The organism is Ralstonia sp. ASV6, assembly GCF_016429285.1.
GTDB lineage: Bacteria > Pseudomonadota > Gammaproteobacteria > Burkholderiales > Burkholderiaceae > Ralstonia > Ralstonia flaminis.
This window is the reverse complement of record NZ_JAELUI010000004.1, coordinates 1-26,012: the sequence shown is the minus strand read 5'-3', so window position 1 is coordinate 26,012 and position 26,012 is coordinate 1. Positions and strand designations below refer to the sequence as shown.

Here is a 26,012-nt window from a genome sequence, read left to right as displayed (position 1 = left end):
CAACTTCCCACAAGCCTCCCCCACTCGCACCGCAAACCCCGACTCCCATCCTCGACTCATCCCCCTACTCCTGTCCGCAGCCTATACCGACACCCCTTCCAATAATTAGTACACCCCCAAAACACCCCATTCTTCCCATTCCGCGCCACCAACTTCACCCCACAAGCCGGGCACGAAGGCGTCCGGTAATCCCCCTCAAACACCTTCACCAGCAGCGCGGCCTGCTTCTCTGCATCCAGCGCGCGAATGCGCTCAAGAATGGCCGGACCATCCAACAACTGGATACCTGCGCTATCTGAAAATGCCTGCACCGGATTCCCGACATAGCCGGACAAAGACCAGAACACGCCCCGCTTGACCTTGTGCGCCAGCATGGAGCCGCCCAGCGCCCGCACCTGCTCCACCTTCACGGGCTTGGACCACGCCTTGCACTGGACCACCGCCACGGGCGAGTCCAGGCCGGCCTTGTATAGGGTGGCGTCAATGCCGCCGTCCGGGCCGTGCGGCACCGTCTTCACCGTGAACCCCATGTGCTCGTAGTACTGCACGCACAGCAGCTCGAACCGCTTCCACTCAAGCGACTTAATGGCCTCCAAGGTCCAGCTCTGGGGTGCGGTGGCTTCTGCCTGCTTGGGTGCTTGGTGGGGCGTGGTGGCGTCAGGCGTTGCGTTGGGTGCATCGCTACCCGCCGTGCTGCGTGCGGACTGGGACGGCGCTTTCACTGGTCGGGACCGCATGGCGGGTTCGTTGCGCGCGGGGCCAAGCCGGGCATCGGCCTGCTGGCTGCGCTCTCGCAGGTACGACAGCACCGCGAAGAAGGCGAGCAGCAGCGCGGGCACCCACGCCAGCCCGCGAATCATCGTCACGACGATGCCCAGAAACGGATTGGCCGCAAACGCCGTCGGAAGGATGTTGTGGAAGATCAGGTAACTGGCCGCAGAGCCAATCGCCAGCATCCACCACGGCAGTGCCAGCAGCACATCGCTCGTGGAGGGTTGTTTCTTTCTCCTACGCCCCATTGCCTGACCCTTGAAGGTTTCTTTCTTGAGAACCGCCTGATTAGATAATTAGGATTAGGCGATTTTTTATAATCCGAATAAGGTAATCAGATTCAGATTTTGTCGAGAAATAGCATAGCCCACGTTTTGGGGTTGAGAAGCCCTCTGCGGTGGGGATTTCTGACGGTACGTTAATAAAACTAAGCGCCGCAGGTGCTGACTGACGCAAAAGCACTCGGGTACGATGCGGCACCTCATTCGTACATCGCCATGCCGCACCCATTCCAGACAACCGAACAAGAGGTGATTGCCGGATACCGGCTTCACTACACCATGAGCCGCACAAAGGCTGCGTGGTTGGCCGCCGCGTTTGTATTAGGGGTCGCGGCCTATGTCGCGACAGGAAGCCCGTACGCGGCTGGCTTGGCGGGGGGCTCGGTGGGCGTGGCGGTGCTCCACGTCGCGGTCCGCTACCTGCTCATTCCAAATCGGGGCCGGCGCATCTATCACCAGCAGAAGAACCTGCAGCGCGAGTATCAGTTCTCGTGGGACGACCAGGGCGTCACCGTCCGTGCCGAGGGGTATCTGGAGAATCTGCGCTGGGCAGACATTACCAAGGCCAAAGAGAATGAGGCGATGGTGCTGCTGTATCGGTCTGACTATAACTTCAGCCTATTCCCCAGGCGCTGCTTTTCTGGTGCGCAGGAGTATGCGCAATTTCGGCAACATCTTGTGCCTCGGCTGCTCGGGTAAGGCTCGCACAAAAACCAACCCGACCTACGATCGCCCTACCCTTTGATCTTGAATGATTTGCTCTTCTCGGCTGTGTCACGAAGCGCCGCGTGGCCACGTCCCCCGGGAATGAACGGCTTGAGCTCAAGCGTCAACTGAGGAATGTAGGTTGTTGCAGCGTTGAGAAGGACCATTGGGGCGCTATGTTCTTCAACGTATTGCTTGACGTCTTTCACCGCTTGATCAGAAAAATCCAGATCGAAGCCCCGAAGGTTGTTACCCAGGCGCTGCATCCAGGGCAGACCATAGGCGTGCAGCTCCTGTGAGAGTGGCGTTGCTACTTTCTTGGCATCACGGGCCACAAGAAGCTCGCGCACAAAGGCTGTAGGCACTGCGGTGGTTATTCCACTCGTTGCGCCGTCATGGTCATAGAGCAAGACGTGACTCGCTGTCGTGGCCTTTGAGATTTTGGAAAGTTGCGCTGCTCCAAGCTGCTTGAAGCCAGTGGGTTTCCCGTTGTCAAAGTATTGCCGCTTTGCCTCATAGAAAGCGACGCCCTCGATGGCGAGATACTCCTTCAGCCAGACAGTCACAAGCACTGCGATGTCGCCGTAGTTCTCTTCCGGCGTTCCCGCAAGTTTGCAGCCCTCCCAGACCGTACGTTGCTTGTGCTCTGTCCATGTAATGTCCTGACCAATTTCCTCAAGGCGACCAAGCAATCCTGCTGAGATGATGTTCTCGTCCCAACGGTTTTTCCCCGCACCCGTCCTGTACTCGTGAAGCAGCTCTTGACTCAATTTGCTGGACCGCGCAAGCCATTCGTCGATTGAAAGCGGTAAAGACATCAGCTCTCCCTGTTTGGTTAGGCACAGCCAGTGTGCCGACTCCTCGCGCTACGGTATATCCACATTCCGTTGGGGGCACGCTCGACCGTGGTCACAAGCAAGCGCTCCCCATCACCCAACAAACTTATAATGTCGCCCGGCCACGCAAACCCACGTGGCCGCCAGCCAGCGTCGCGCACAAAACTTGCGCCGCACCTGCGATGGCAGCTTGCAACACATCGCCAGGCCTTGCCCTTTTGACCCACACCATGCCCTACCGCTTCCGCCTGTTGTCCGCCTCGTGTGCCGTTGCCGCGCTTCTGTCGGCATGCAGCTCTGCGCCCACGCCGCTCTATCAGCAAGAGCAGTTTGACGCGGCGGCCAGCCCGTACTCGCGCACGTTCCACGCCAAGGCGGATGCCACGTGTGAGGCCGCGCGCCGCGCGCTGCTGAGCCAGGGGTATGTGTCGACATCACCACGCGCAGACACCATCGACGGCAGCAAGAATTTCCAGCCGAGCAATGATTCGCATGTGGTGATCTCGTTCCACGTGGTGTGTGCGGATGCCAATGCAGACGGCACATCCAGCACGGCCTATGTGAACGCGGTGCAAGACCGCTACTCGCTCAAGAAGACGAGCACGTCGGCCAGCGTTGGGTTGAGCATCCTGGGCTCGGTGTCGCTGCCGATCGGCTCGGGTGACGATTCGATGGTGAAGGTAGCCAGCGAGACGATTCCGGCCGGCGTGTTCTACGAGCGCTACTTCAACCTGGTGGATCACTTCCTGAAGATCGACCCGGTGCGCCGTGACCGCGCGGCAGTGAAAGTGGCCGAGGCGGCTGCGAAGGAACACGTGGCCCCGCTGCCCGAACCCGCCCCCACGGCGCAAGGCGAGCCGATGAAGATGACGACACCCGTGGTGCCGACACCGCCGGCGCCGCCTGTGCCGGCGGCTGTGCCTGCTGCAGCAGCACCTGCAGCAACACATGCACCGGCTCCCTCACCGGCATCTGCACCGGCAGTTACGCCGCCTGCGCCGGAAGCCAAGCCGCATGTTGAACCCGCGCCGGCGTCTGCACCTGAGGCAACAGTGCCAGCTGCTACCCCGGCACCTGCATCCGCGCCGGCTGCCAATTCAACGGGCGGGGCGAGCTGAGCTGGCTCGACAGGCGCCGCTCTCCAGACGGCGGATGAAGGGCACGACGTCTTGGATGTCGGTCAAACCGGTCTTGCTGAAGGGCGATAGCGCCGCCGCGCGCTGGTGTTGCTGCCCTACCTGGAGTAGTGGCCGGCTACGCCACCGCGGCTATCGCGCAAGCCGCGCTTCCAGCATGGCCTTCACCTCCGGCCATTCGGTATCAATGATGCTGAAGCGCACCGAGTTGCGCTTTCGGCCATCGGGCATGATGCGCTCGTGGCGGACGATGCCCTCTTGCTTGGCGCCGATGCGCAGGATCGCAGCGCGGGATTTCTCGTTCAGCTCGTCGGTGGTGAACTGCACACGCACGCACTGCATGACGTCAAACGCAAACTTCAGAAGCAGCAGCTTGGCCTCGGTGTTGATGCTCGAGCGTTGGGCCGACTGGCTCAGCCACGTATGCCCGATTTCGAGCTTCCGGTTGGCGCGGTCGATCTTCCAGAAGCGTGTGCTGCCGACGATCTGGTTGGTGTCACGCCGAACGATCACAAACGGCATGACGGTGCCAGCCTGGCGCCCCTGCAGCGCCGTCGCTATGTAGCCGCCCACCGTGTCTGGGCCTGGCACCACCGTCACCTTCAGATTCCAAAGCTCGCCATCGGCAGCAGCGGCAACGAGTGCTGCGGCGTGGTCTGCCTGCAGGGGGCGCAGTTCAACATTGGCGCCAACCAGCGTGGGTTGCGGGTTGTCGGGCGTTGCGGTGGTCATGGTTCTTCAGGTGGCGTGTGCTTGCAGACACGACATGATCGCCTATCCGATACCGGCGTCGGAAAGCGCGGCGGTTTTGGGTGCGGCCAGTGCCGTCTGAAAGCTGTCGGCCAGGCGCAGGATGGTCTGTGCGGTCAGCCGCCCGAACAGCGGGTCATAGTCCTTCTCATACTTGTGCAGCAGCTGGGTGCAGTTGGCGTCTTCCCATAGCCAACCGAGCTTCTTGCGCGTCGTGTTCATCTGCGCGCGGGCGTCATCCGGCACGTCACCCAGGGCATCCTCCCACTCCCACAGGTAGCTGGGTGCGCCGGTTCGGGTAAAGGGCACGCCGCGCAGATTCGCCACCTGTTCGTCATGCCTGGCGGTAAAGTCCACGATCTCCAGGCGGGGCCGGTTGGGCGCGTCGTCGTGCAGCGATTGAATCCAGCAGTGGTACTCGCGGAGCTCTGACAGTTTTCGCACCGTGCGCCGCGCCGCCCTGGAAGGGTTCAGCACCACGTAGCGGCCGCTGCCGCAGTCGATCAGCTCGCCGCCGGCAACGGCAACATAGCTGTGCCCAGTGAGTAAGGTCAGCACCCGCGCGCCAACGATTGCGTAATCGCCGCATCGTCCGATGGGCCCGGCCTCAAGCCCCGAGCGCGACGCTGCGTCTTCAAGAATCGCGTTGATGGCCTCGTCGATCAGCGACCGCAAAACGGGCGGCACCGGCACGGGCAGTACGGGCGCGGAAGAGGATGTGGCTTGCATGGACTGATCGACGTAACTGAAAGAGAGGCAACACGGCGCGACGGCGTGACCAATGTGGACAGTGCCGCAACCGCATGTGCAGATACCGAGAACGCGCTTGCTTAATCCTGACCGTGCCGACGCGCTGCGGTGTCTGCAAACGGAAGCTCGGCGGCCTTCCGGTCTACCGGTGAAAACGCAACGGTGACAACAAGACCATGCCCCGCTGGGTTGTCGCTCAACGTAACGGTGGCCTGGTGGCGCTCGGCAATGTTCTTGACGATGGCAAGGCCCAGACCGCTGCCAACCGTCGTGGCGTCGACCAATCGATAGAAGCGGTCGAACACGCGCAAGCGCTCCTGCCACGGAATGCCGGGGCCGGTATCCACAACACGCCATGCCGGTGCATCGTCCTGCCACAGCGCGGCCACTTCCACGCGGCCGCCCGGCGCGGTGTAGCGCACGGCGTTGTCGACAACATTGGCGAGCAGCGTGCGCAGGCCGTCTTCGTCCCCTTGAACGTTGGCGGGCACATCAGCCGTTGTGTCCAACGTCAGCGCAATGTCCTTGCTCTCTGCCTGCGGCACGAAATCGGCCACCACTTGGTGCGCGAGCTTTGCCAGGTCGACAGGACGCATGTCGTCTTCCTGCAAGCCACGCTCGTGACGCGCCAGGGTCAGCAACTGGAGAACCAGATGGGTCGCCCGGTCAAGACGGGCATGCAGCTTGGCAAAGGCTTTGACGCGCTGCTCATCGGTTTGCACGCGCTCGGCCAACTGCAATTGCAACTTCAACGTGGTCAACGGTGAACGCAGTTCGTGCGCGACTTCCGCCGTGAACTCCTGGCGCCAGATCAGCTCGCGCTCCAGGCGCTTCATCAGGCTGTTCAGCGCATCGACCATTGGGCGCAGTTCGCGCGGCAGTGCGAACGTCTCCACCGGCTCCAGCGCATTGGGCCCGCGTTGTTCGATGGACTCAGCGGTGCGACGCAACGGGCTCAGGCCGCGGTGGACGGCAAACCAGATGATGGCCGCCAGCATCGGAACCAGCACCAAAAATGGTGCCAGGGCCAGCCAGATCAACCGCAAGCCCAGCGCCTTGCGCAAACCGATCGGTTGCGCCACCTGAACGAACTGCCCCGAGCGGGCCTCGCCGTACACCCGCCACCGCTCGCCGCGAAACGGAACCGTCTTCAGTCCGTCGTCGGGGTAGCGCGGAAAGATGAGCGCCGGACGCGATGTGTAGATCAGCTTGCCGCTGGTGTCCCAGACCTGCACCACGATGCCGTCGTCCGGGGTGTCGCCTTCGTCGGTGCCTGGTTTGCCGGGCTCAGCGGCCAATGGCGGCAGATGGATCAACAGCGACCCTGCGATGTGCTTGAGCTGGTTGTTGAACAGCTGGCGGTTTTCTGCCCGCACAACGTTGTACAGCAACACGCCAGCGATGAACGTGCAGAGCAGCATGCCGCCAATCAGCCAGGCCAGGAGGTACCCGCGAATCGTCTTCATGGCGTCTGCGTCAGCTTGTAGCCGACGCCCCGTACGTTCTTGATGAAGTCTCGCCCGAGCTTGCGGCGCAGCGCGTGGATGTACACCTCAACGGTATTGCTCTCGATGTCGGCATCCCAGTCGTAGAGCTTCTCTTTCAGAAGCCCACGCGACACGACTTCGCCGCGCGCGTCCATCAGCACGAGCAGCAGCGCGAATTCGCGCTTGGACAGATTGAGCGGCTGATCGCAAAAGAGGGCTTCGTGCGTACCGGGGTTCAGGCTGAGGCCGCCATACACAATCGTGGCGGAGCGCCGGCCGGAACGCCGCCGGAGCAAGGCGCGTATGCGCGCCATGAGCTCAGCAAAATCGAATGGCTTGATGAGGTAGTCGTCCGCACCGGCATCCAGCGTCATCACGCGGTCGGCGGGCGTGTCCCGTGCGGAGATGATCAGCGCCGGAATGTCGCCGCCCTGATCGCGGTAGGCCTTTAGGACTTCGCGTCCGGAACGGCCCGGCAAGCCCAGGTCGAGCAGCAACAGGTCATACACCTGCTGGCGCAAGGCAAGCGCCGCTGCGTCGCCGTCACGCACCCAATCCACCGCATAGTTTTCTTGGCGCAGCCCCTCTTCGAGGTCCTCTCCGATCATCGGATCGTCCTCGACCACCAGCAATCGCATTGCGCCTCTCCCCAAAACCGAATGCCGTTGCGACGGCTCTGTCGCGCACTGCATTGCGGTGAGTTGGCCAGCCCACGTATGGATCTGGCCCATTTTTTGATTTGTTCGCCCTTGGAAGCCGTCACATCAGGCGTCCAGAGCCCACCCCGTAATAAAGCGTAACAGTTGGTTCGTTAAGGAAAACTTAAAAACTCGCCCGGTATGGGGCTTCCGTAAGGAAGCTGTTGACACCGGAAGCAACACTGGCAACGGCCGCCTCGGGCACCTCGCAGCCTGGCGTTGTCAGGCCGCGCCAAACCATTGCGATGCGGCTTGCTTCAACGCCGCCTGGTCGGCTGTGTCCACTCCCGCCCAGGCGACGATGCCGTCCGGGCGCACCAGCACGGCGGCAAGGCCGAGCTTGTTGTGGGCATCGCTCGCGACATAGGCGAAGCGGCCGTGCCAGCGGCCAGCCAGCGCTTGCAGGGGTGCGCGCGCGTCAAAGTCCAGCAGAAGCCCCTTGCCATTGCGCAGGCGCTCGCCGAGCCGGGTGCCGTCAGCGAGTACGAAGTCGGGCGCGCTGCGGCCAACCAACGGATGCTCACAACCGCTGCCGCCCATCTCATAGCGCAGCGACAGCCCCCAGACGCGCTCGGCAAAGTAGGTTGCACCATCGCGCGTCTCGATGAGATCGCGAATGATGGCTGCAAGCGCGCGCGTACTGCGGCTCGGCCGCATGAGTGCGACCTGCGCGCGCGACCAATCCAGGATCTGTGCGCCCACCGGATGCCGTTCCGCGCCATAGCTGTCGAGCAGACCATCCGGCGCGTCGCCGCGAAGGGTTGCCGCAAGCTTCCAACCGAGATTCATGGCGTCGCCCAGCCCGAGGTTCAGCCCCTGGCCGCCCAACGGGGAGTGAATGTGCGCAGCATCCCCTGCGAGCAGCACACGCCCGTTGCGATACGTCGTTGCCTGGAAAGCGCGGTCTGTCCAGGTCGTTGCCTGCTTGAGCGCCGTCACGGTGACAGCGGTGCCGGATACATGGCGCAGCACGCGCTGCACATGCTCCAGCGTGATCGGCTGGGCGCGATGGAAGGCGCCGCCGTCAAAGTCCACCATGGCAATGGTGCCCGGCGGTTGATACGTGAACATGCCCGTGGGCGCGTACTGCCGCCCTGGGACGAGCGCGTGCGGCTGCGCCAGTTCCACCTCAACGGAGTAGCCGGTGAACTCGGGTTCGGTGCCAACGAATTCAAAACCGCCGGCCTTGCGCACTGTGCTGCGCCCACCATCGCACCCGACAAGCCAACGCCCACGGAAGGTCTGGTCACGGGCGCGAACGCTCACGCCTGCGTCCGATTGCTCGACGTCATCCACGCCTATGCCGCGACGGATCTCCGCACCCAGCACGTTGGCTCGCGCGGCCAGAACGGATTCGATATGCGCCATGTTGCTGGCCATGTGGGTGCCGGCCGGGCTTGGCAAGCGGTACAGCCATGTCGACGCGTCGATCCTGTCATGGAAAAACTGGATGCCTGCAAAGTGGCCGCCGGCGCCGCCAGCGCGCAAGGGTTGCTGCATCCAATGCGTGGGAGGCACCGCTGCGCGTTGCGGCGCGGCAACGTCATCCAGCAAGCCGCGGCGGTGGAAGGCTTCAAGCGTGGGAGAAGACAACCCGCGCATGCCAAACGGCAACTGCTTCAAGGGCGCATGGGGATCTTCGGCTTGCTCCAGCACCAGCACCGAAAGGTGGGCGAGGCGCAGCTCGCAGGCGAGGAACAGGCCAACCGGCCCTGCGCCGGCAATGACAACGTCGTAGATGGGTAGATCGTGCATGAGCGACACCGTGATGGTCGTTCGACCGGAGCAGTTCGATGTCTTGAGAACCACGCGGACGAACAGAAAACAACGCCTGAGTGGCGTCAGTGTTCGTCGTGGGACTCATGCACGAGGCATGGACAGAGCTTCCGCTGGATCTTGCTCAGGGAAGGACTTGGGCTGGACCACACCAAGTCTGCCTTTTTCGACTGGCGTGAATGTAACGTCGGAACCCGTAGCCTGCAATGCTGGGCGGATCGTTTTTTCTGACGATCCTCCCGATCACCCGCGCATGCGCAGCAGATCGGCGTACGAAACGAGTTTCCGTTTTCCAGCACTCAGCGTCTTGCGCTTTGACGCGGAACGAGCGGGCTTGCTGCGCTCGAACTTGGCTGCGGCGCGGGCGTCTTCCTTTGCGTGAATGCTTGCAGCCTTGGCTTCTGCCTTCAAGCGATCGGCTTCCAGCTTGGCAGCCACACGTTCTTCTCGGGCAACATCCTGCGCGGCCGACAGGATTTCTGCCTTGAGTTGATCGCGCCGTTGCTTGGCAGCCGCCCGGGCAGCCTGCAACTGCGCTTTCCTTTGCTTCAGCCACTCTTTCCGGCTCACCGGCGCGGGTCTGGCTTCTGGCGGCACGCTCAGGCGTAAAGCCCGGCTGACGGCGGCTTTGTCCGTTTGAAGCGTGCGCCGCGCGTCCTGTTTCGCATCACTCACGGTGCGTCACTCTCCTCGACAGCCCATTCATGTGACCCAGGCACCACCGTTGATAGGTAGGCATGGGCGAGACTTCTCAACCGTACCATAGGGCCCCGTGTCGCGCTCAGGCAGCGTATGGGCTGACTGATTCAACGCAAGACACCGCGTTTGGCTTCCTGAAGTCTGTGTCCGATGGCCGTGATAGAGTCCGCCATCGCTCTCCACTGCCAACCCGGGCACCGAGACCATGCAGACCTCGACACTCATTCCGTCGCAAACCGCGCTGTTGGTCATGCATTACCAGACCGACATCATGGGGTTGTTTCCATCGGTCGCGCCCACGCTGCTCTCCAACACGCGCACGCTGTGCGACGCGGCACGGGCCAAGGGCATCCACATCTATTTCGCCAAGTTCCACTTCAGCCCCGGCTATCCGGAAATCAGTCCGTTGAACAAGAACGGCCAGGGAGTCAAGCAGCTTGGCCTGTTCGTCCACGACCGGATCTCGCCGGAGCTTGGCCAGCAAGCCGATGAACCGCTCGTCATCGCGCATCGCGCCAGCGTGTTCTTTGGCACCGATCTGCAGGTGCGGCTTTCCGCGCAGGGCGTCAATACCTTGCTCATGGTGGGCGTGGCGTCGACGGGTGTGATGCTGTCGTCCATTGCGCACGCGAGCGACGCGGACTTCCGTCTGTTCACCGTCAAAGATTGCTGTTACGACCCGGATCAGGTCGTGCACGACCATCTCTTTGCAACGGCGTTCGAGTCGCGCACCACGGTGCTGTCGCTTGAGGATGCGTTGCGTTTGCTGGACTAGTGCAACGATCCTGATGGGGTACTCAGTTACCCCGCCTGCAACCGCCGCCACAACGTTGTCTTGCTGATGCCCAGCGCGGCGCACACGGCGTCGCGGTCTCCGCCATGCGCCGCCAGCGCGGCACGAATCTCTTCCGCTTCCACACCCCGGCTGCGCTCACGCAGTGTCAACGCGGGCTGCTTGCCGCGCGCGCCGTGGGCAAACACTTCCGGCGCAATCAGGCGCAACACGTCTTGCGTGATGGTGCCGGCATCGGGGGCATCAGCATGGGCCAGCTCCACCGCAATGCGCTCGACCACGCTCTGCAGCTCACGCACATTGCCCGCCCAAGGGTAGTGCCGCAGCGGCTCAGTCACGTCGGCCAGCACATGCGCGGCAACTTCGGTATCGGGAATGCGCAGCAGCAGGCGCGGCTCGCGGCGTGCGGCTTGCACCAGCAACTCGGCGGCCAGGGGCATCACGTCGTCAGGCCGCTCTCGCAGCGGGGGCAATGCGATGCTGAGAATGTTCAGGCGGTAGTAAAGATCGGCGCGGAAGGTACCGGCCTCCACCGCATCCGTCAGCGCGCGGTGCGTGGCAGCCACGACGCGGATGTCCACACGCGTGGGTTCGGTAGAGCCCAGCCGCACCACCTCGCGCTCTTGCAGCACACGCAACAGGCGGCTTTGCAGCGGTAGCGGCATCTCGCCAATCTCATCGAGGAACAGCGTGCCGCGATGCGCGGCTTCGATCAGGCCGGTCTTGCCGCCCTTGCGCGCACCGGTGAAGGCACCCTCTTCATAGCCAAACAGTTCGCTCTCCAGAAGTGCCTCAGGAAAGGCGCCGCAGTTGATGGCTACAAACGGAAAGTCGCGCCGCGCGCTGAGCTGATGCATGCCCTGCGCCACCATCTCTTTGCCGGTGCCGGATTCGCCCAGCACGAGCACGGTGGCATCCGACTTGGCGTAACGCTGCACGAGCGTGCGCACGCGCTCGATGGGCGCGGATTCACCCACCAGATCATCCAGCCGGTAGCGCGCGCTGAACTGCTGCGGACGCTGACGTGAACGCAGCGTACGGTCCAGCCGCTCGACCGCGCGGGACTCCTGGAACGTGAACACGGTGCCTTCCGAGGCACCCGCGCCTGTACTTGCAAGCGGGCCGCGATGGATGACGTAGTTCACGCCCTGCACGGTACCCAGCGTGTCCCCCTCGGTATCGGGCAGCAGCCCCAACAGATTAGGTGCGATGTTGAGCAGCGGCTGGCCGACAGCCTGCTTGGCATCAATGCCCAGCGCCGTGGCAAGACGCTGGTTGATGGCCTCCACACGGCCTTGCGCGTCCAGCGCGACCACGCCGTCGCGCAAGTGCTGCAGCAGGTTGTCGAGCCGCTGGCGGCGCTGCGCTTCGCGCCGGGTGGCCTGCACGACTTCCAGCGCGGTGTCGAACGCCGCGCGCACGGAGTCACGCGAATACAGGAACACCGCGTTCATGCCCGCCTGCGCCGCCAGGTCCGTCACCAAGCCAGGGCCGACCACCGCGCCCACCCCCCGGTCGCGCAGATCCAGCACGCAGCTTTCTGCCCCCTGGCGCGAGGTGTACGAGGCAAATACCACGTCCATGCCATAGGCAGCGACGAAGCGGCGCACTTCATCCGGCGTGTCGCCGTGGGTGACGAGTGCGACCGACGCTGCATCACGCCGCGCACGGGCCAACGCGTGCATCACGTCAAAGCCGGTGGGGTTGATGACGACCACGGGCAACGACAGACGCGGCTTTAGATAGGCGCCATTGGACCCACCCGCGACCACCACGTCAGGGCGGTCGGCACCGGCAGCGTCGATCTCGCGCACGATGTCTTCAAAGCCGCGCGTGATGACGCGCAGCTCGGCGCGGTCGTTGTACTCGGCAGCAATGTCGAGGAACAGGTCGCTCAGGCGGCTGATGCCGCAGGCCCAGATGCGCGGGCGGTCGGCAAGATCAGCGGGGATGGGGTTCATGGTGCAGTGCGAGGTGCAGAAACGGCGGTCCGGTCATTATGCGCTGCGCATTTCCACATTGAAATTAGAAATTTCATTTTTGAAATGATGTGCGCCTGGGCGGCAACGTCACTTCTATAAAAATCAACGGGTTACGCAGGACAAACGGGATGGCCCACTTCCTGCAGTAAGGGGCCATTCTTTTTGGAGCCCACATGAGCACAACCCAACGACACCCCATCAGCGCCGGCGCCAAATTCCGCCAGGCGGTGGCTGAGTCCCAGCCGCTGCAGGTGGTGGGTGCCATTACCGCCTACGCCGCCAAGATGGCCGAACAAACCGGCTTCAAGGCCGTGTACCTGTCGGGCGGTGGCGTCGCCGCCAACTCGCTCGGCATTCCGGACCTGGGCATCAGCACGATGGAAGACGTGCTGATCGACGCCCGCCGCATTACCGATGCCGTGCAGGTGCCGCTGATGGTCGACATCGACACCGGCTGGGGCGGCGCCTTCAACATCGCGCGCACCGTTCGCTCGTTCATCAAGGCAGGCGTGGCGGCCGTGCACATGGAAGACCAGGTCGGCCAGAAACGCTGCGGCCATCGCCCCGGCAAGGAGGTCGTGCCCACCGAAGAGATGGTCGACCGCGTGAAGGCCGCCGTGGATGCGCGCACCGACGACAACTTCGTCATCATGGCCCGCACGGATGCGGCTGCCTCCGAGGGAGTGGACGCTGCCATCGAGCGAGCCGTGGCCTACGTGGAAGCCGGCGCGGACATGATCTTCCCCGAGGCGATGAAGACGCTGGACGACTACCGCCGCTTCAAGGCCGCCGTCAAGGTGCCCATCCTGGCCAACCTGACCGAATTCGGCAGCACGCCGCTGTTCACCCTCGACGAGCTGCGCAGCGCCAATGTGGACATCGCGCTCTACTGCTGCGGTGCGTACCGCGCCATGAACGCCGCGGCACTCAACTTCTATCAAACCGTGCTGCGCGACGGCACGCAGAAGGCGGCGGTGGAGACCATGCAATCGCGCGCCGACCTGTACCAATACCTCGGCTATCACGCGTACGAAGACAAGCTCGACGCGCTGTTTGCCGCCCAAAAGTAACGCCCACAAGATTCAACGCATCCAAGGAGACCTCACCATGAGCGAAGCAGACAACAGCACCCCGAACGCTGGCGCCTTCAAGCCGAAGAAATCCGTGGCCCTGTCGGGCGTGACCGCCGGCAACACCGCGCTATGTACCGTCGGCCGCACCGGCAATGACCTGCACTACCGTGGCTACGACATCCTCGACCTGGCCGGCGCGTGCGAGTTTGAAGAAGTCGCACACCTGCTGGTGCACGGCAAGCTGCCCAACAAGGCCGAACTGGCTGCGTACAAGGCCAAGCTGAAGGCCCTGCGCGGCCTGCCCGCCAACGTGAAGGCTGCTCTGGAATGGGTGCCCGCCTCCGCTCACCCGATGGACGTGATGCGCACCGGCGTGTCGGTGCTCGGCACCGTGCTGCCCGAGAAGGACGACCACAACACCCCCGGTGCACGCGACATCGCCGACCGCCTGATGGCGAGTCTCGGCTCGATGCTGCTGTACTGGTACCACTACAGCCACAACGGCAAGCGCATTGAAGTCGAAACCGATGATGACTCCATCGGCGGCCACTTCCTCCATCTGCTGCACGGCGTGGAGCCGTCCAAGTCGTGGGTCGACGCGATGCACGTGTCGCTCAACCTGTATGCGGAGCACGAATTCAACGCCTCCACCTTCACCGGCCGCGTGATTGCCGGCACGGGCTCGGACATCTACTCGGCCATCACCGGCGCCATCGGTGCGCTGCGTGGCCCGAAGCATGGTGGCGCCAATGAAGTCGCCTTCGAGATCCAGAAACGCTACGACACCCCGGACGAAGCCGAAGCCGACATCCGCCGCCGCGTGGAAGCCAAGGAAGTGGTGATCGGCTTCGGCCACCCGGTGTACACCGTGTCCGACCCGCGCAACAAGGTCATCAAGGAAGTCGCGCGCAAGCTGTCGAAGGAAGCGTCCAACACCAAGATGTTCGACATTGCCGAGCGCCTGGAAACCGTGATGTGGGACATCAAGAAGATGTTCCCGAACCTGGACTGGTTCAGCGCCGTGTCGTATCACATGATGGGCGTGCCGACGGCCATGTTCACACCGCTGTTCGTGATCGCACGTACGTCGGGCTGGGCAGCGCACATCATCGAGCAACGCATCGACAACAAGATCATCCGCCCGAGCGCCAACTACACCGGCCCGGACGACCTGAAGTTCGTGCCGATCAGCAAGCGCCCGTAAACGCGCCTGCGAAAGGAGCGTCAACGCCAGCCCCCAAGACGGTTTGGCCGTTGACGTTCCTGCCCTAGATGGCGCCTTGAATTTTTGTAAGCGAGCGGAAACAAGACGGGGAACTGTCTGAGCGAAGCGAGTTTTCCCCGTCTCCGCTCGGTTATGAAAATTCAAGGAGGCTTTCGCCATCTCGGGCGCGCCTTTCTTTGCTTACTTTCTTTGGCAAGACAAAGAAAGTGAGTCAGCCCCGGCAGGGGATGAAACAAGGGATGCACCCACACCATGAATACAGAACACCGAAAGCCCCTCCCCGGCACAAAGCTCGACTACTTCGACGCTAGAGAAGCCGTAGAAGCCATTCAACCGGGCGCCTACGACAAGCTCCCCTACACCTCCCGCGTGCTGGCCGAGAATCTGGTTCGCCGCTGCGACCCGGCCACGCTCACCGATTCCCTCAAGCAACTGATCGAACGCAAGCGCGACCTGGACTTCCCGTGGTTCCCCGCCCGCGTGGTCTGCCACGACATCCTGGGCCAGACTGCACTGGTGGACCTCGCCGGCCTGCGCGACGCCATTGCCGACCAGGGCGGTGACCCCGCCAAGGTCAACCCGGTCGTGCCGGTGCAGTTGATCGTCGACCACTCGCTGGCCGTGGAATGCGGCGGTTTCGACCCCGACGCCTTCGCCAAGAACCGCGCCATTGAAGACCGCCGCAACGAAGACCGCTTTCACTTCATCGACTGGACCAAGCTCGCGTTCAAGAATGTCGACGTGATCCCGGCGGGCAACGGCATCATGCACCAGATCAATCTGGAGAAAATGTCACCCGTCATCCAGGCACACGACGGCGTGGCCTACCCCGACACCTGCGTGGGCACCGACAGCCACACGCCGCACGTGGATGCGCTGGGCGTGATCGCCATCGGCGTGGGCGGCCTGGAAGCCGAGAACGTGATGCTGGGCCGCGCCTCGTGGATGCGCCTGCCGGACATCGTCGGCGTGGAGCTGACGGGCCAACGCCAGTCCGGCATCACCGCCACCGACATCGTGCTGGCCCTCACTGAGTTCCTGCGCAAGCAGAAGGTGGTGGGCGCGTATCTGGAGTTCTACGGGGAAGGCGCTTCCCGCCTGACACTGGGCGACCGCGCCACCATCTCCAACATGGCCCCTGAGTATGGCGCCACGGCCGCGATGTTCTCGATTGACGAGAACACGCTCGACTACCTGCGCCTGACCGGTCGCACCGACGAGCAAATCAAGCTGGTCGAGACCTACGCCAAGACGGCAGGCCTGTGGTCCGACACGCTCAAGCACGCTGAATACGAACGCGTGCTGCGCTTTGACCTGTCGAGCGTAGTGCGCAACATGGCCGGCCCGTCCAACCCGCACGCACGTGTGGCGACGACCGACCTGGCCGCCAAGGGCATCGCCGGCAAGTGGGAAGAAACCCCGGGCCAGATGCCGGATGGCGCGGTCATCATCGCCGCCATCACGAGCTGCACCAACACCAGCAACCCGCGCAACGTGATTGCCGCCGCGCTGCTGGCGCGCAATGCCAACCGCCTGGGCCTAACGCGCAAGCCGTGGGTGAAGAGCTCCCTGGCGCCGGGGTCCAAGGCGGTTGAGTTGTACCTGGAAGAGGCTGGGCTGAAGGCCGAGCTGGAGAAACTCGGCTTCGGCATCGTCGCGTTTGCCTGCACCACGTGCAACGGCATGAGCGGCGCGCTGGACCCGAAGATCCAGCAAGAGATCATCGACCGCGACCTGTACGCCACCGCCGTGCTGTCGGGCAACCGCAACTTTGACGGCCGCATCCACCCGTATGCCAAGCAGGCGTTTCTCGCCTCGCCGCCGCTGGTGGTGGCCTATGCGATTGCCGGCACGGTGCGCTTTGACATTGAGCGCGACAGCTTCGGCACGGATGCCAACGGCAAGCCGATCACGTTGAAAGACCTGTGGCCCAGCGATGAAGAGATCGACGCCATCGTGCGTGCCTCGGTCAAGCCGGAGCAGTTCCGCCAGGTGTACATCCCAATGTTCGAACAGCGTAGCGAAAACACCACCAAGGTGAGCCCGCTGTACGACTGGCGCGCACAGAGCACCTACATCCGCCGCCCGCCATACTGGGAAGGCGCACTGGCGGGCGAGCGCACGCTCAAGGGCCTGCGCCCATTGGCTGTTCTGGGCGACAACATCACGACCGACCACCTGTCGCCGTCCAACGCCATTCTGGCGAGCAGCGCCGCCGGCGAATACCTCGCCAAGATGGGGCTGCCGGAAGAAGACTTCAACTCGTACGCCACGCACCGCGGCGACCACCTGACCGCGCAGCGCGCCACGTTTGCCAACCCCACGCTCATCAACGAGATGGCTGTGGTGGATGGCGCGGTGAAGAAGGGGTCGCTGGCGCGCATCGAGCCCGAAGGCAAGGTCACGCGCATGTGGGAAGCGATCGAGACCTACATGGAGCGCAAGCAGCCGCTGATCGTGATTGCCGGTGCCGACTACGGCCAGGGCAGTTCGCGCGACTGGGCCGCCAAAGGCGTGCGACTGGCCGGCGTGGAGGCCATCGTGGCCGAAGGCTTCGAGCGCATTCACCGCACCAACCTGATCGGCATGGGCGTGCTGCCGTTGGAGTTCAAGCCGGGTACCACGCGCCTGACCCTGGGCATCGACGGCACCGAAACCTTTGACGTGATCGGGGCGCGCCAGCCGCGTGCGGATCTCACGCTCGTGATCCACCGCAAGAACGGCGAACGCGTGGAAGTGCCCGTCACGTGCCGCCTGGACAGCGATGAGGAAGTCTCGATCTACGAAGCCGGCGGTGTGCTGCAGCGCTTTGCGCAGGACTTCCTGGAATCGAACAAGGAGGCAGCATGAGCCATCCAGCCCAAGTGAAGATTCCCGCCACGTATATGCGTGGCGGCACCAGCAAGGGCGTGTTCTTCCGTCTGCAAGACCTGCCGCTGGCCGCGCAGGAGCCCGGCCCGGCGCGCGATGCCCTGCTGATGCGCGTGATTGGCAGCCCCGATCCGTACGGCAAGCAGATCGACGGCATGGGCGGCGCCACATCCAGCACCAGCAAGACGGTGATCCTCGCCAAGAGCACGCGGCCGGACCATGACGTGGATTACCTGTTCGGTCAGGTCTCCATCGACAAGCCGTTTGTGGACTGGTCGGGCAACTGCGGCAACCTGTCCGCCGCTGTCGGCCCGTTCGCCATCAGCAACGGCCTGGTCGATGCGAGCCGTGTGCCGCAGAACGGCACCGCCATCGTGCGCATCTGGCAGGCCAACATCGGCAAGACCATCATTGCGCACGTGCCCATCACCAACGGCGCGGTGCAGGAGACGGGCGACTTTGAACTGGATGGCGTGACCTTCCCGGCCGCGGAAGTGCAGCTCGAATTCCTCGACCCCGCAGCAGATGAAGACGGCGACGGCGGCGGCGCGATGTTCCCCACCGGCAACCTCGTCGACGACCTGGACGTGCCCGGCGTGGGCACGCTCAAGGCGACGATGATCAACGCCGGTATCCCGACCATCTTCGTGAACGCCGAGTCCATCGGCTACACCGGCACCGAGCTGCAGGACGCCATCAACAGCGACGCAAAGGCGCTGGCGATGTTCGAGACCATCCGCGCGCACGGCGCAGTGCGCATGGGCCTCATCAAGCGCATCGACGAAGCGGCCACGCGCCAGCACACGCCCAAGGTGGCGTTTGTGGCGCCGCCGAAGGACTACGTGGCGTCGAGCGGCAAGAAGGTCGGTACGGGCGATGTGGACCTGCTGGTGCGTGCCATGTCGATGGGCAAGCTGCACCACGCCATGATGGGTACGGCTGCAGTGGCCATCGGCACGGCTGCGGCCATTCCGGGCACGCTGGTCAACCTGGCAGCCGGTGGCGGCGAACGTGGTGCGGTGCGCTTCGGGCATCCGTCCGGCACGCTGCGCGTAGGCGCCGAGGCCAAGCTGGTCGACGGCGAGTGGACCGTCACCAAGGCCATCATGAGCCGCAGCGCGCGCGTGTTGATGGAAGGCTGGGTGCGCGTGCCGGGCTAAGGGTACGTACGCTTCGCGAACCCAAACCGCCGCATCCGGGCACAAACCGGCAGCGGCGGTTTTGTCGTTTCTGGCGTTCAGTTTGCGCCGGTGTTCTTCATGCCCAGCACTTCAATCGGTGCAATCTCGGGCGGCGAGGCCAGCAGCTCGGGCGCGTTGGCCATGAGCGCCTTGGCAATCGGGCCGTCCAGGTGGGCCTGGCGGTTCTGCTCGCTGGTAAAGGCATCGAAAATGCCGAACACGTTGGGCGCAATGCGCAACGCAAACCAGATCGGGGTGGTGGCTTCCTGATTGGCCATCTCCAGGCCGGCCTGCAGAAAGTCAGCCAAAGCCTGCTCCTTGCCCGGCTTGGCAGTCAGCCGGGCGAACAACGCGTACTTGATCATCTTGGGTCTCCAGATGCCGCGCAGGGGGTCTGCACGGACAGACCGACTTTACAAAGCCGTCGTGACGGAAAATACTGTCCCGATTGACAACTTTGATATCGATACTGCCATGCGGATTGCGGTGCTCGCGCTGGAAGGTGTGTTCGATACGGGGCTGGCCACGGTGCTCGATGCCTTTGCCACGGCCAATGAACTGGCGCGGATGGCCGGCATTGATGTGCCTGCGTTTGAGGTGGCGGTGGTCGGCATGCGGCCGCAGGTGCATAGCGGACTGGGCCTGCAGGTGCCCGTGTGCAGCGTGGGCGATGCGGCCACCCCAAACTGGGTGATCGTGCCGGCCATCAGCGCCAAGATGCCCGACGTGCTGGTGCCCGCGCTGGGCCGTGAAGATGTGACGAACGCGCTGCCCGTTTTGCGCGCGTGGTCGGCAGGCGGTGCGCGCATGGCGGCTGCATGCATTGGCACATTCGTGCTGGCAGAAAGCGGCCTGCTGGACGGCCATGACGCCACCACCACATGGTGGCTCACGCCGCTGTTCCGCCAGCGCTATCCGCAGGTGCGGCTCGACGCGCATCGCATCATCGTGCCCAGCGGCACGATGCTGACGGCCGGCGCCGCACTCAGTCATATCGACATGGCGTTGTGGGTGATCCGCCAGAGCAGCCCGGAGCTGGCCGCGCTGGTCGCGCGCTACCTCGTGTTCGACACGCGGCCGTCGCAATCAGCCTATGCGATTGCCGACCACCTCTCGCATGCCGATCCGCTGGTCGAGCGCTTTGACCGCTGGGTGCGCGAGCGGCTCGACACCGCCATCACGCTCGACGCGGCGGCGGATGCGCTGGCCACCAGCAAGCGCACGCTATCGCGGCGGCTGAACGAGGTGCTCGGCAAGACGCCCATCGCCTACATCCAGGATTTGCGCGTCGAGCGCGCGGTGCATCTGCTCAAGACCAGCAAGCACAGCGTCGACCAGATTGCCGAGCAGGTCGGCTATGCCGATGGCGTGACGTTGCGCACGCTGTTGCGCAAGCGCTTGGGCAAAGGCATTCGCGAGCTGCGTGCGGCGTAAGGGTCTCAGCACGGCCGGTGCCTCTGCGCGCTGCAACCTGCGTGCGGGCTCGGTCCTGTGCAGAGGCACTGCACCTGATAGCGGAACATCCGGAACAACAGTTCATTTACAAGGGAATTCTATACAGGCGTTGCTGGAGCGGTTGCCCCGCCCCACTCCAGAAACAGATACACGCCCTTGTCCTCCACCGGCCGAAACCCCATCCGCTGATACAGCCGCAACGCAGGGTTGAAGCGCTCCACGTGCAACTGCACCCGTTTGCCCACGGCAAGTGCCTGCGCAAACACGGCAGACAGCACCGCGCTACCGATCCCCAAACCGCAGCGTTGGGGCACCAGTGAAATATCGATGATCAGCAACGCCTCTTCCCGCTGCTGCAGGTAGAGGCGCCCCGCAAGTGCGCCGTCCTGCTCGATCACGAAGAACTCCGCATCGGGGTAAGCAAAGTACGCGCGTTGCTGCGCATCGAACTGCATCTGCACGAAGTGCGCTTTTTGCGCATCCGTCCAGCCGGTCGCCTGCAGTTCCGCTTCGCGCGTGGTGCCGTACAGGTGCAGCAGGAAGGGTTGGTCTGCGTTGGTCAGCGGGCGCAGCGTGGTGCCGGGCCGTTCGATAGGGAAGACGGGCATGCGGTGGCTCAGCCGAGGTTGAAGCAAGCCTGGTAGCGGAAGCCTTCAGCGTTGCGCTCGATCGGCACCAGGAAGATGGCCTGTTCGGGCAGCGAGTCGTGCTGCAGGAAGTACGTGCCCTGCTGCAGCGTGAACGAGCTATCGCCCGCGAAGAACAGGGAGAACGCTTGCTGGCCGGGGCGTGCCGCGGGTGCGGCGGTCACTTCGTCCAGGCGCAGCGTGAATTGGGGGTTGGGCGTTTGACCCGGCTCCTGGAGCACGGAGAACGCGGTGCCGACATGCGGCTGGAACAGCTCGGCGGAAATCGTCATGGAGGCTGCGAAGAAACAGAGGCGGAAATCGGGAACCTAAAAACGGACCGGCACGGTGTGCGCTGCCGGTCCGCAATTGCAGCGCGGCTTACGGGCGCGGCGGATACACGCCGGACAGGCAGATGCAGTAGTTGGCCACTAGGTACGGCTGCATGTTGTCGTGCGGCAGACTGCCACCGGCGGAACCGACGGCTTGCGGTGCCAGCATTGTGAGCGTTGGCAGCGGGTTGTTCACGATGTACGCCTGATTGTTGGCGACCAGGAAACGGGCGGCCAAATGGCCCGCCGCCGTGGTTGAGGCTGGGCGGCCGCCATCGGCATACGCTGTGTGCGTATGCATGGGCATTTCAGCGGTCGTCAGTGTTACCGTGGGGAAGCCCTGTGGGGCGTTTAACGCTCCGCCAACCGGCCCCATCGCGGCACGACCACGCAGATCGGGCAAGGCGAACGTAGTTCTGCCGTCACCACCATAGGTGGCACCCAGGATCGAGAACAGGTTGGGGTTCTGCGAAATCGGGAGGATCGTGCCATCGCAGGCGGCCCAATTCGCGGGTGGGAAGTTGAAGCCGAAGACGCGAATTTCGCCAGTAAATGCATCAGACATGGAGTGCCCCTTGCTTAGCTCTGCGACGGGTAGATACCCACCGTGGCGATGATGTAGTTGATGGACGCCGTCGGCATGTGGTTCGCGTGCGGCTGGCTGTTGCCTGCGGTGCCGATCGTTTGCGGGGCCATTGCGGCCTTGCCTGGCGGATTGGGCGTGCCGTCGTCGTAGAAGGCCTTCGTGTCGGGTGTCGTCGCAAGAAGCACGCCGGGACCCGGCGTGACGGTCGAAGCCGCCGCGCTGGTGGCGCTGATGGTGTGGGTGTGGGCAGGAATCTGGTTGATCGTCAACGTTACGCTGTCGACGCCGATCGACTGGCCGATCACACGGTTGGTCAGATTGGGGCCCTGACCCTGGCCAATCGGCAGCCTGCCCTGCATGTTGGGCAGGCCGAAGGTGGTCTGGCCGTTGCCGCCGTAGGTCGTGCCCAGCAGCATGAACAGTGTTTCGTTGTCAGCAATGCTGATGATCTGCCCCTGACACAGCAGCCAGCCTGCCGGCGCGAAGTTGCCGGCGAACAGACGGATTTCGCCAATGTATGGTGTTGCCATGAATGGACTCCTAGCTGCGCGACGGGTAGATGCCGGTCAGCGCGATGATGTAGTTCAGCACCAGCGAGGGCTGCATGTTTTCGTGCGACTGCGAGCCGCCGATGGAGCCGCAGGCTTCGCCCGACATTGCGGTCAGGGTGCCGGGGGTGCCGTACAGCACCGTGCCGGGGCCTTTGATATTCGGGTCGGTCGCGCTGTAGAGGTTGCTGGCGGCGAGCAAGTGATCCTGCGTCGAGCTGACATTGACCGACGTGGCTGATGAAGCCGATACGACGAACTGGTGGTTGTGCACCGGCAGTTGCTGCCCATTCAGCGTGACCGTTTCCGAGCCGGCTTCCTCGCCCTGCACGTAGCTCTGAAGGTCGCGGTGCAGCGGGGTACGGCCGCGCAGGTCCGGTAGTGCGAAGGTGCGGATGCCATCACCGCCGTACATGGTGCCGAGCAGCGAGAACAGTGCAGTGTTCTGCTGTACCGGCAATAGCGCGCCGCTACAGAGCGCCCATCCTCTTGGTGGAAAAGAAAATGCACAGAGGCGAATCTCGCCAAGAAATTGATCCACAACCCCCTCCCTCGTGATGTGGCACTGCCACGATTTTGAATTTTTGATGGCCGGTATTTTTATCATTGTCCGGCTCGACACTGCAATTTGATTTACGACACGGGTATGTTGTACTAACAAGACATGCCGCAAAGTATTTTCAAACGATACGATGAAGCTCCCATGTCAAGGCAGATGAGCCCGCCAAAACCATTGTCGGATAACGATTAAGCCGAAAGTTTGTATTGACGGCACGGGAGATTTTTCCTAGCATCGCGTCGGCATCGGTGTGGCTGTCAAATTAAGGAAAAGGCCTCGCTGATCCGCGGGGAATTTCTAAGGGTTAATGCCTAATCATTTGCATAGTTATGCATTATGCAATTGGTTGTAGATATTTGAATTCGCACGCCATTCCCCCATTACGAGGGGTGCCTGATGGCAGTCAGGCCTGATTACCCAGAACGCTAAAGAGAAAAGCCTGCAATACAGCGGGCGGGACGAGGGAGAATGCGCGTGCTGACACAAAGCAGCCCGTATGGCCGGCATGGGGTCGCCGGATGGTCGATGGCCCAGCGTCTGGGGGCAGACGGGAGCGCATGGCTGAGTGCCAGTGAATCCAGTCGGCAGCATGGCCACTCGCACCGTCTTGCTTGGTGGCGCTGGCTGCGTGCACTGATGCTGGCGATGGTGCTGTGGACGGTCGCATCTGCCGCATGGGCTGATTGCACCATCAACTGGACTGTGCAGGCGTCGGAACAGTCGGGTAACACCTACACGCGGGAACTGACTCCTGCCGAATACGCTAGCTGTGACTCGGGGAAGGCCGGTATCTACTCAGACTCGGGTGGTAACACGGGTCAGGTTAACGCAGCAGACGGCTCGTCGATGTCGGTCAACTTGAACAACTATCCGAAGGACATTCTGGTGTTCATCCAGGCAGCCGGCAAGACCGGGCCATGGACGTTCCCGTTCTATGGGTGCCCTGCCGCGCAACCTGGGTGTATCGGCCCCTATACGAGCAACGTGACAATCAACGTCTCGCTGCCTCTGCAATCTCCCACTGTGACCGGCATTTCGCCCACCACCGGCCCAACCGCAGGCAGCACCTCCGTCACCATCACCGGCACCAACTTCACGGGCGTCACGTCCGTCAAGTTCGGCGCAACCAACGCCACCGGCTTCACCGTCAACAGCGCTACATCGATCACGGCGACGTCGCCCGCTGGCTCGGCCGGCGTTGTCGACGTGACCGTGACCACCACTGGTGGCACCAGCGCTACCAGCGCGGCCGACCAGTTCACCTACGTTGCCCCGCCAATTACTGGTGCAACCAGCGCCACCGTGGCGCACGGCAGTACCAACAACGCGATTCCGCTGAGCATTACCGGCGGCGCGCCGACCAGCGTGACTGTCTCTACACCAGCAACCCACGGCACGGTCACCGCATCGGGCTTGAGCCTCACCTACACGCCCAACCCATCGTTTTCGGGCACCGATACGTTTGCCTACACGGCCACCAACGCGGGCGGCACGTCGTCGCCAGCCACGATCACTGTCACCGTATCGAATGCGACGGTTACCTATGCACCGTCGTCGCCCGCCGCCGGCACGGTGGGCACGGCCTATAGCCAGTCGCTGGCCAGCGCCAGCGGCGGCACGGCGCCGTACACCTACACGCTCGCCTCGGGCGCGCTACCTGCAGGCCTGACCCTGAACCCCGGCACCGGTGTCCTCTCCGGTACGCCCACCGCAGGCGGTACGTTCAACTTCACCGTGACCGCCACCGACAGCAGCACCGGCACCGGTCCGTTCTCGGCCACCAGCGGCCCACTCACGCTAACCATCAATGCGCCCACGATCAGCGTGTCGCCTGTTTCGCTGCCCATGGCAACGGTGGCCACGTCCTATAGTCAGACCGTGTCGGCCAGCGGCGGTACGGCGTCGTACACGTACGCAGTCACGTCAGGTTCGCTGCCTTCGGGCATGACGCTGAGCTCGGGTGGCGTGCTCTCGGGCACGCCCACCGCAGGTGGGGCATTCAATTTCACGGTAACGGCTACCGACAGCTCCGGCGGTGCAGGCCCGTACACGGGGAGTCGAGCGTATTCGTTTGCGGTGAATGCGCCCACGTTGTCGATCACGCCGGCATCGGGCAGCCTCAGCGCCTCGGCTGGGGTCGCTTACAGCCAGACGTTCAGCACCAGCGGCGGTACGGCGCCCTACCACTACAGCCTCAGCGTCAACTCCGGCGCGCTGCCCACGGGAGTGTCGTTCAACAGCACCACTGGCGTGCTATCAGGTACGCCCACCAGCACGGGCACCGTCAACTTCACCATTACCGGTACGGACAGCTCCACAGGTACGGGGCCGTACACCACCTCAGGTACGTACACGCTGACCACCGCGGCTCCCACCATCAGCGTGTCGCCCATCACGCCGAGCGCAGCGACGGTCGGCGCGGCCTACAGCCAGACGGTCTCGGCCAGTGGTGGCACCGCGCCGTACACCTATGCGGTGACGAGCGGCGCGTTGCCCGCGGGTCTGACGCTCTCCAGCGGCGGCAGCTTGTCGGGCACGCCCACGGCCGGCGGCACGTTCAACTTCACCATCACGGCCACCGATGCCAACAGCTATACCGGCGCGCGCGCGTACAGCCTGACGGTCAGTGTTCCTACCATTGCGGTGAGCCCGACCACGCTGCCCGGGGCCACCATTGCCACGGCCTATAGCCAGACCATCACGGCCAGCGGCGGTACGGCGCCCTACGGTTATGTCATCACGTCGGGCTCGCTGCCGGCAGGCATGGCCTTGACCACGGGGGGCGTGCTGTCCGGTACGCCAACGGCGGGCGGCACCTTCAACTTCACCGTGACAGCCACGGATAGCAGCGCCGGCACGGGTTCGCCATACACCGGCAGCCGCGCCTATACG

24 protein-coding genes are annotated in these 26,012 nt (G+C 63.5%); 9 read left to right on the top strand and 15 right to left on the bottom strand.

Annotation, left to right across the window (positions count from 1 at the left end; all coding sequences use genetic code 11):
• Positions 1–56 precede the first annotated feature (56 nt).
• Positions 57–1,019, bottom strand: a complete 963-nt coding sequence (locus JHD73_RS01320) for a restriction endonuclease (protein ID WP_199026906.1) — start codon at positions 1,017–1,019, stop codon at positions 57–59.
• 192 nt (positions 1,020–1,211) lie between these two features.
• Between JHD73_RS01320 and JHD73_RS01315 the strand changes: the two genes are divergently transcribed.
• The gene (locus JHD73_RS01315; RefSeq protein ID WP_199026904.1) at positions 1,212–1,751 is read left to right on the top strand and encodes a YcxB family protein; all 540 of its coding nucleotides are present in this window, start codon (positions 1,212–1,214) and stop codon (positions 1,749–1,751) included.
• Positions 1,752–1,786: 35 nt separating this feature from the next.
• On the opposite strand, the gene JHD73_RS01310 is transcribed toward JHD73_RS01315, so the two are convergent.
• On the bottom strand, positions 1,787–2,575 hold the full coding sequence (locus tag JHD73_RS01310) for a hypothetical protein (RefSeq protein WP_199026902.1): 789 nt from the start codon (positions 2,573–2,575) through the stop codon (positions 1,787–1,789).
• Between the two features lie 248 nt (positions 2,576–2,823).
• Here JHD73_RS01310 and JHD73_RS01305 point away from each other — a divergent pair, with 248 nt between their 5' ends.
• Entirely contained in the window at positions 2,824–3,711 is an 888-nt protein-coding gene (locus JHD73_RS01305; RefSeq protein WP_199026899.1) for a DUF2242 domain-containing protein, read from the top strand.
• A gap of 150 nt (positions 3,712–3,861) precedes the next feature.
• On the opposite strand, the gene JHD73_RS01300 is transcribed toward JHD73_RS01305, so the two are convergent.
• The 6 genes from JHD73_RS01300 to JHD73_RS01275 all read right to left on the bottom strand — a co-directional run bounded on the left by JHD73_RS01300 (position 3,862) and on the right by JHD73_RS01275 (position 9,865).
• Complete coding sequence (locus tag JHD73_RS01300) at positions 3,862–4,461, bottom strand: GNAT family N-acetyltransferase (protein ID WP_199026897.1); 600 nt, start codon at positions 4,459–4,461, stop codon at positions 3,862–3,864.
• A 42-nt stretch (positions 4,462–4,503) separates the two neighbouring features.
• A complete protein-coding gene (locus JHD73_RS01295; protein ID WP_199026894.1) occupies positions 4,504–5,208 on the bottom strand; it encodes a hypothetical protein in 705 nt (234 codons plus the stop codon).
• Positions 5,209–5,309: 101 nt separating this feature from the next.
• The gene (locus JHD73_RS01290) at positions 5,310–6,695 is read right to left on the bottom strand and encodes an ATP-binding protein (protein ID WP_199026892.1); all 1,386 of its coding nucleotides are present in this window, start codon (positions 6,693–6,695) and stop codon (positions 5,310–5,312) included.
• On the bottom strand, positions 6,692–7,354 hold the full coding sequence (locus tag JHD73_RS01285; protein ID WP_199026889.1) for a response regulator transcription factor: 663 nt from the start codon (positions 7,352–7,354) through the stop codon (positions 6,692–6,694). The genes JHD73_RS01290 and JHD73_RS01285 overlap by 4 nt, the downstream gene beginning before the upstream one ends.
• A 282-nt stretch (positions 7,355–7,636) precedes the next feature.
• Entirely contained in the window at positions 7,637–9,169 is a 1,533-nt protein-coding gene (locus tag JHD73_RS01280) for an FAD-dependent monooxygenase (RefSeq protein ID WP_199026886.1), read from the bottom strand.
• Between the two features lie 264 nt (positions 9,170–9,433).
• Positions 9,434–9,865 carry a hypothetical protein gene (locus tag JHD73_RS01275; protein WP_199026883.1) on the bottom strand — a complete coding sequence of 144 codons (432 nt, stop codon included), beginning with the start codon at positions 9,863–9,865 and terminating at the stop codon, positions 9,434–9,436.
• Between the two features lie 229 nt (positions 9,866–10,094).
• Here JHD73_RS01275 and JHD73_RS01270 point away from each other — a divergent pair, with 229 nt between their 5' ends.
• Positions 10,095–10,664 carry an isochorismatase family cysteine hydrolase gene (locus JHD73_RS01270; protein WP_199026880.1) on the top strand — a complete coding sequence of 190 codons (570 nt, stop codon included), beginning with the start codon at positions 10,095–10,097 and terminating at the stop codon, positions 10,662–10,664.
• 26 nt (positions 10,665–10,690) lie between these two features.
• On the opposite strand, the gene prpR is transcribed toward JHD73_RS01270, so the two are convergent.
• On the bottom strand, positions 10,691–12,643 hold the full coding sequence (prpR, locus tag JHD73_RS01265) for a propionate catabolism operon regulatory protein PrpR (RefSeq protein WP_199026878.1): 1,953 nt from the start codon (positions 12,641–12,643) through the stop codon (positions 10,691–10,693).
• 194 nt (positions 12,644–12,837) lie between these two features.
• On the opposite strand from prpR, the gene prpB reads away from it, so the two are divergent.
• From prpB to prpF, 4 genes are all read left to right on the top strand, one after another.
• Positions 12,838–13,734 (top strand): methylisocitrate lyase, encoded by an 897-nt coding sequence (prpB, locus tag JHD73_RS01260; RefSeq protein WP_199026874.1) that lies wholly within the window; start codon positions 12,838–12,840, stop codon positions 13,732–13,734.
• Positions 13,735–13,771: 37 nt separating this feature from the next.
• Positions 13,772–14,941, top strand: a complete 1,170-nt coding sequence (gene prpC, locus JHD73_RS01255) for a 2-methylcitrate synthase (RefSeq protein ID WP_199026871.1) — start codon at positions 13,772–13,774, stop codon at positions 14,939–14,941.
• 273 nt (positions 14,942–15,214) lie between these two features.
• Positions 15,215–17,812, top strand: a complete 2,598-nt coding sequence (acnD, locus tag JHD73_RS01250) for a Fe/S-dependent 2-methylisocitrate dehydratase AcnD (RefSeq protein ID WP_199026868.1) — start codon at positions 15,215–15,217, stop codon at positions 17,810–17,812.
• On the top strand, positions 17,809–18,993 hold the full coding sequence (prpF, locus tag JHD73_RS01245; protein WP_199026865.1) for a 2-methylaconitate cis-trans isomerase PrpF: 1,185 nt from the start codon (positions 17,809–17,811) through the stop codon (positions 18,991–18,993). Before acnD ends, prpF begins: the two co-directional genes overlap by 4 nt.
• A 77-nt stretch (positions 18,994–19,070) precedes the next feature.
• On the opposite strand, the gene JHD73_RS01240 is transcribed toward prpF, so the two are convergent.
• Complete coding sequence (locus JHD73_RS01240; protein ID WP_199026862.1) at positions 19,071–19,379, bottom strand: putative quinol monooxygenase; 309 nt, start codon at positions 19,377–19,379, stop codon at positions 19,071–19,073.
• A 109-nt stretch (positions 19,380–19,488) separates the two neighbouring features.
• Between JHD73_RS01240 and JHD73_RS01235 the strand changes: the two genes are divergently transcribed.
• Positions 19,489–20,448, top strand: coding sequence for a GlxA family transcriptional regulator (locus JHD73_RS01235; RefSeq protein ID WP_199026859.1), 960 nt, complete (start codon positions 19,489–19,491; stop codon positions 20,446–20,448).
• Positions 20,449–20,567: 119 nt separating this feature from the next.
• Here the strand turns inward: JHD73_RS01235 and JHD73_RS01230 are convergent, their stop codons facing one another.
• The 5 genes from JHD73_RS01230 to JHD73_RS01210 form a co-directional block, all read right to left on the bottom strand.
• On the bottom strand, positions 20,568–21,077 hold the full coding sequence (locus JHD73_RS01230; RefSeq protein WP_199026855.1) for a GNAT family N-acetyltransferase: 510 nt from the start codon (positions 21,075–21,077) through the stop codon (positions 20,568–20,570).
• A gap of 8 nt (positions 21,078–21,085) precedes the next feature.
• Positions 21,086–21,388 carry a hypothetical protein gene (locus tag JHD73_RS01225; protein ID WP_199026852.1) on the bottom strand — a complete coding sequence of 101 codons (303 nt, stop codon included), beginning with the start codon at positions 21,386–21,388 and terminating at the stop codon, positions 21,086–21,088.
• Positions 21,389–21,476: 88 nt separating this feature from the next.
• Positions 21,477–21,992, bottom strand: coding sequence for a phage tail protein (locus tag JHD73_RS01220; RefSeq protein WP_199026849.1), 516 nt, complete (start codon positions 21,990–21,992; stop codon positions 21,477–21,479).
• 14 nt (positions 21,993–22,006) lie between these two features.
• Positions 22,007–22,543 (bottom strand): phage tail protein, encoded by a 537-nt coding sequence (locus tag JHD73_RS01215; RefSeq protein ID WP_199026846.1) that lies wholly within the window; start codon positions 22,541–22,543, stop codon positions 22,007–22,009.
• Positions 22,544–22,553: 10 nt separating this feature from the next.
• Positions 22,554–23,102, bottom strand: a complete 549-nt coding sequence (locus JHD73_RS01210) for a tail fiber protein (RefSeq protein WP_199026843.1) — start codon at positions 23,100–23,102, stop codon at positions 22,554–22,556.
• A gap of 486 nt (positions 23,103–23,588) precedes the next feature.
• On the opposite strand from JHD73_RS01210, the gene JHD73_RS01205 reads away from it, so the two are divergent.
• Positions 23,589–26,012: S-layer family protein (locus JHD73_RS01205; protein ID WP_199026840.1), on the top strand; the 2,424-nt coding region annotated here is incomplete at its 3' end.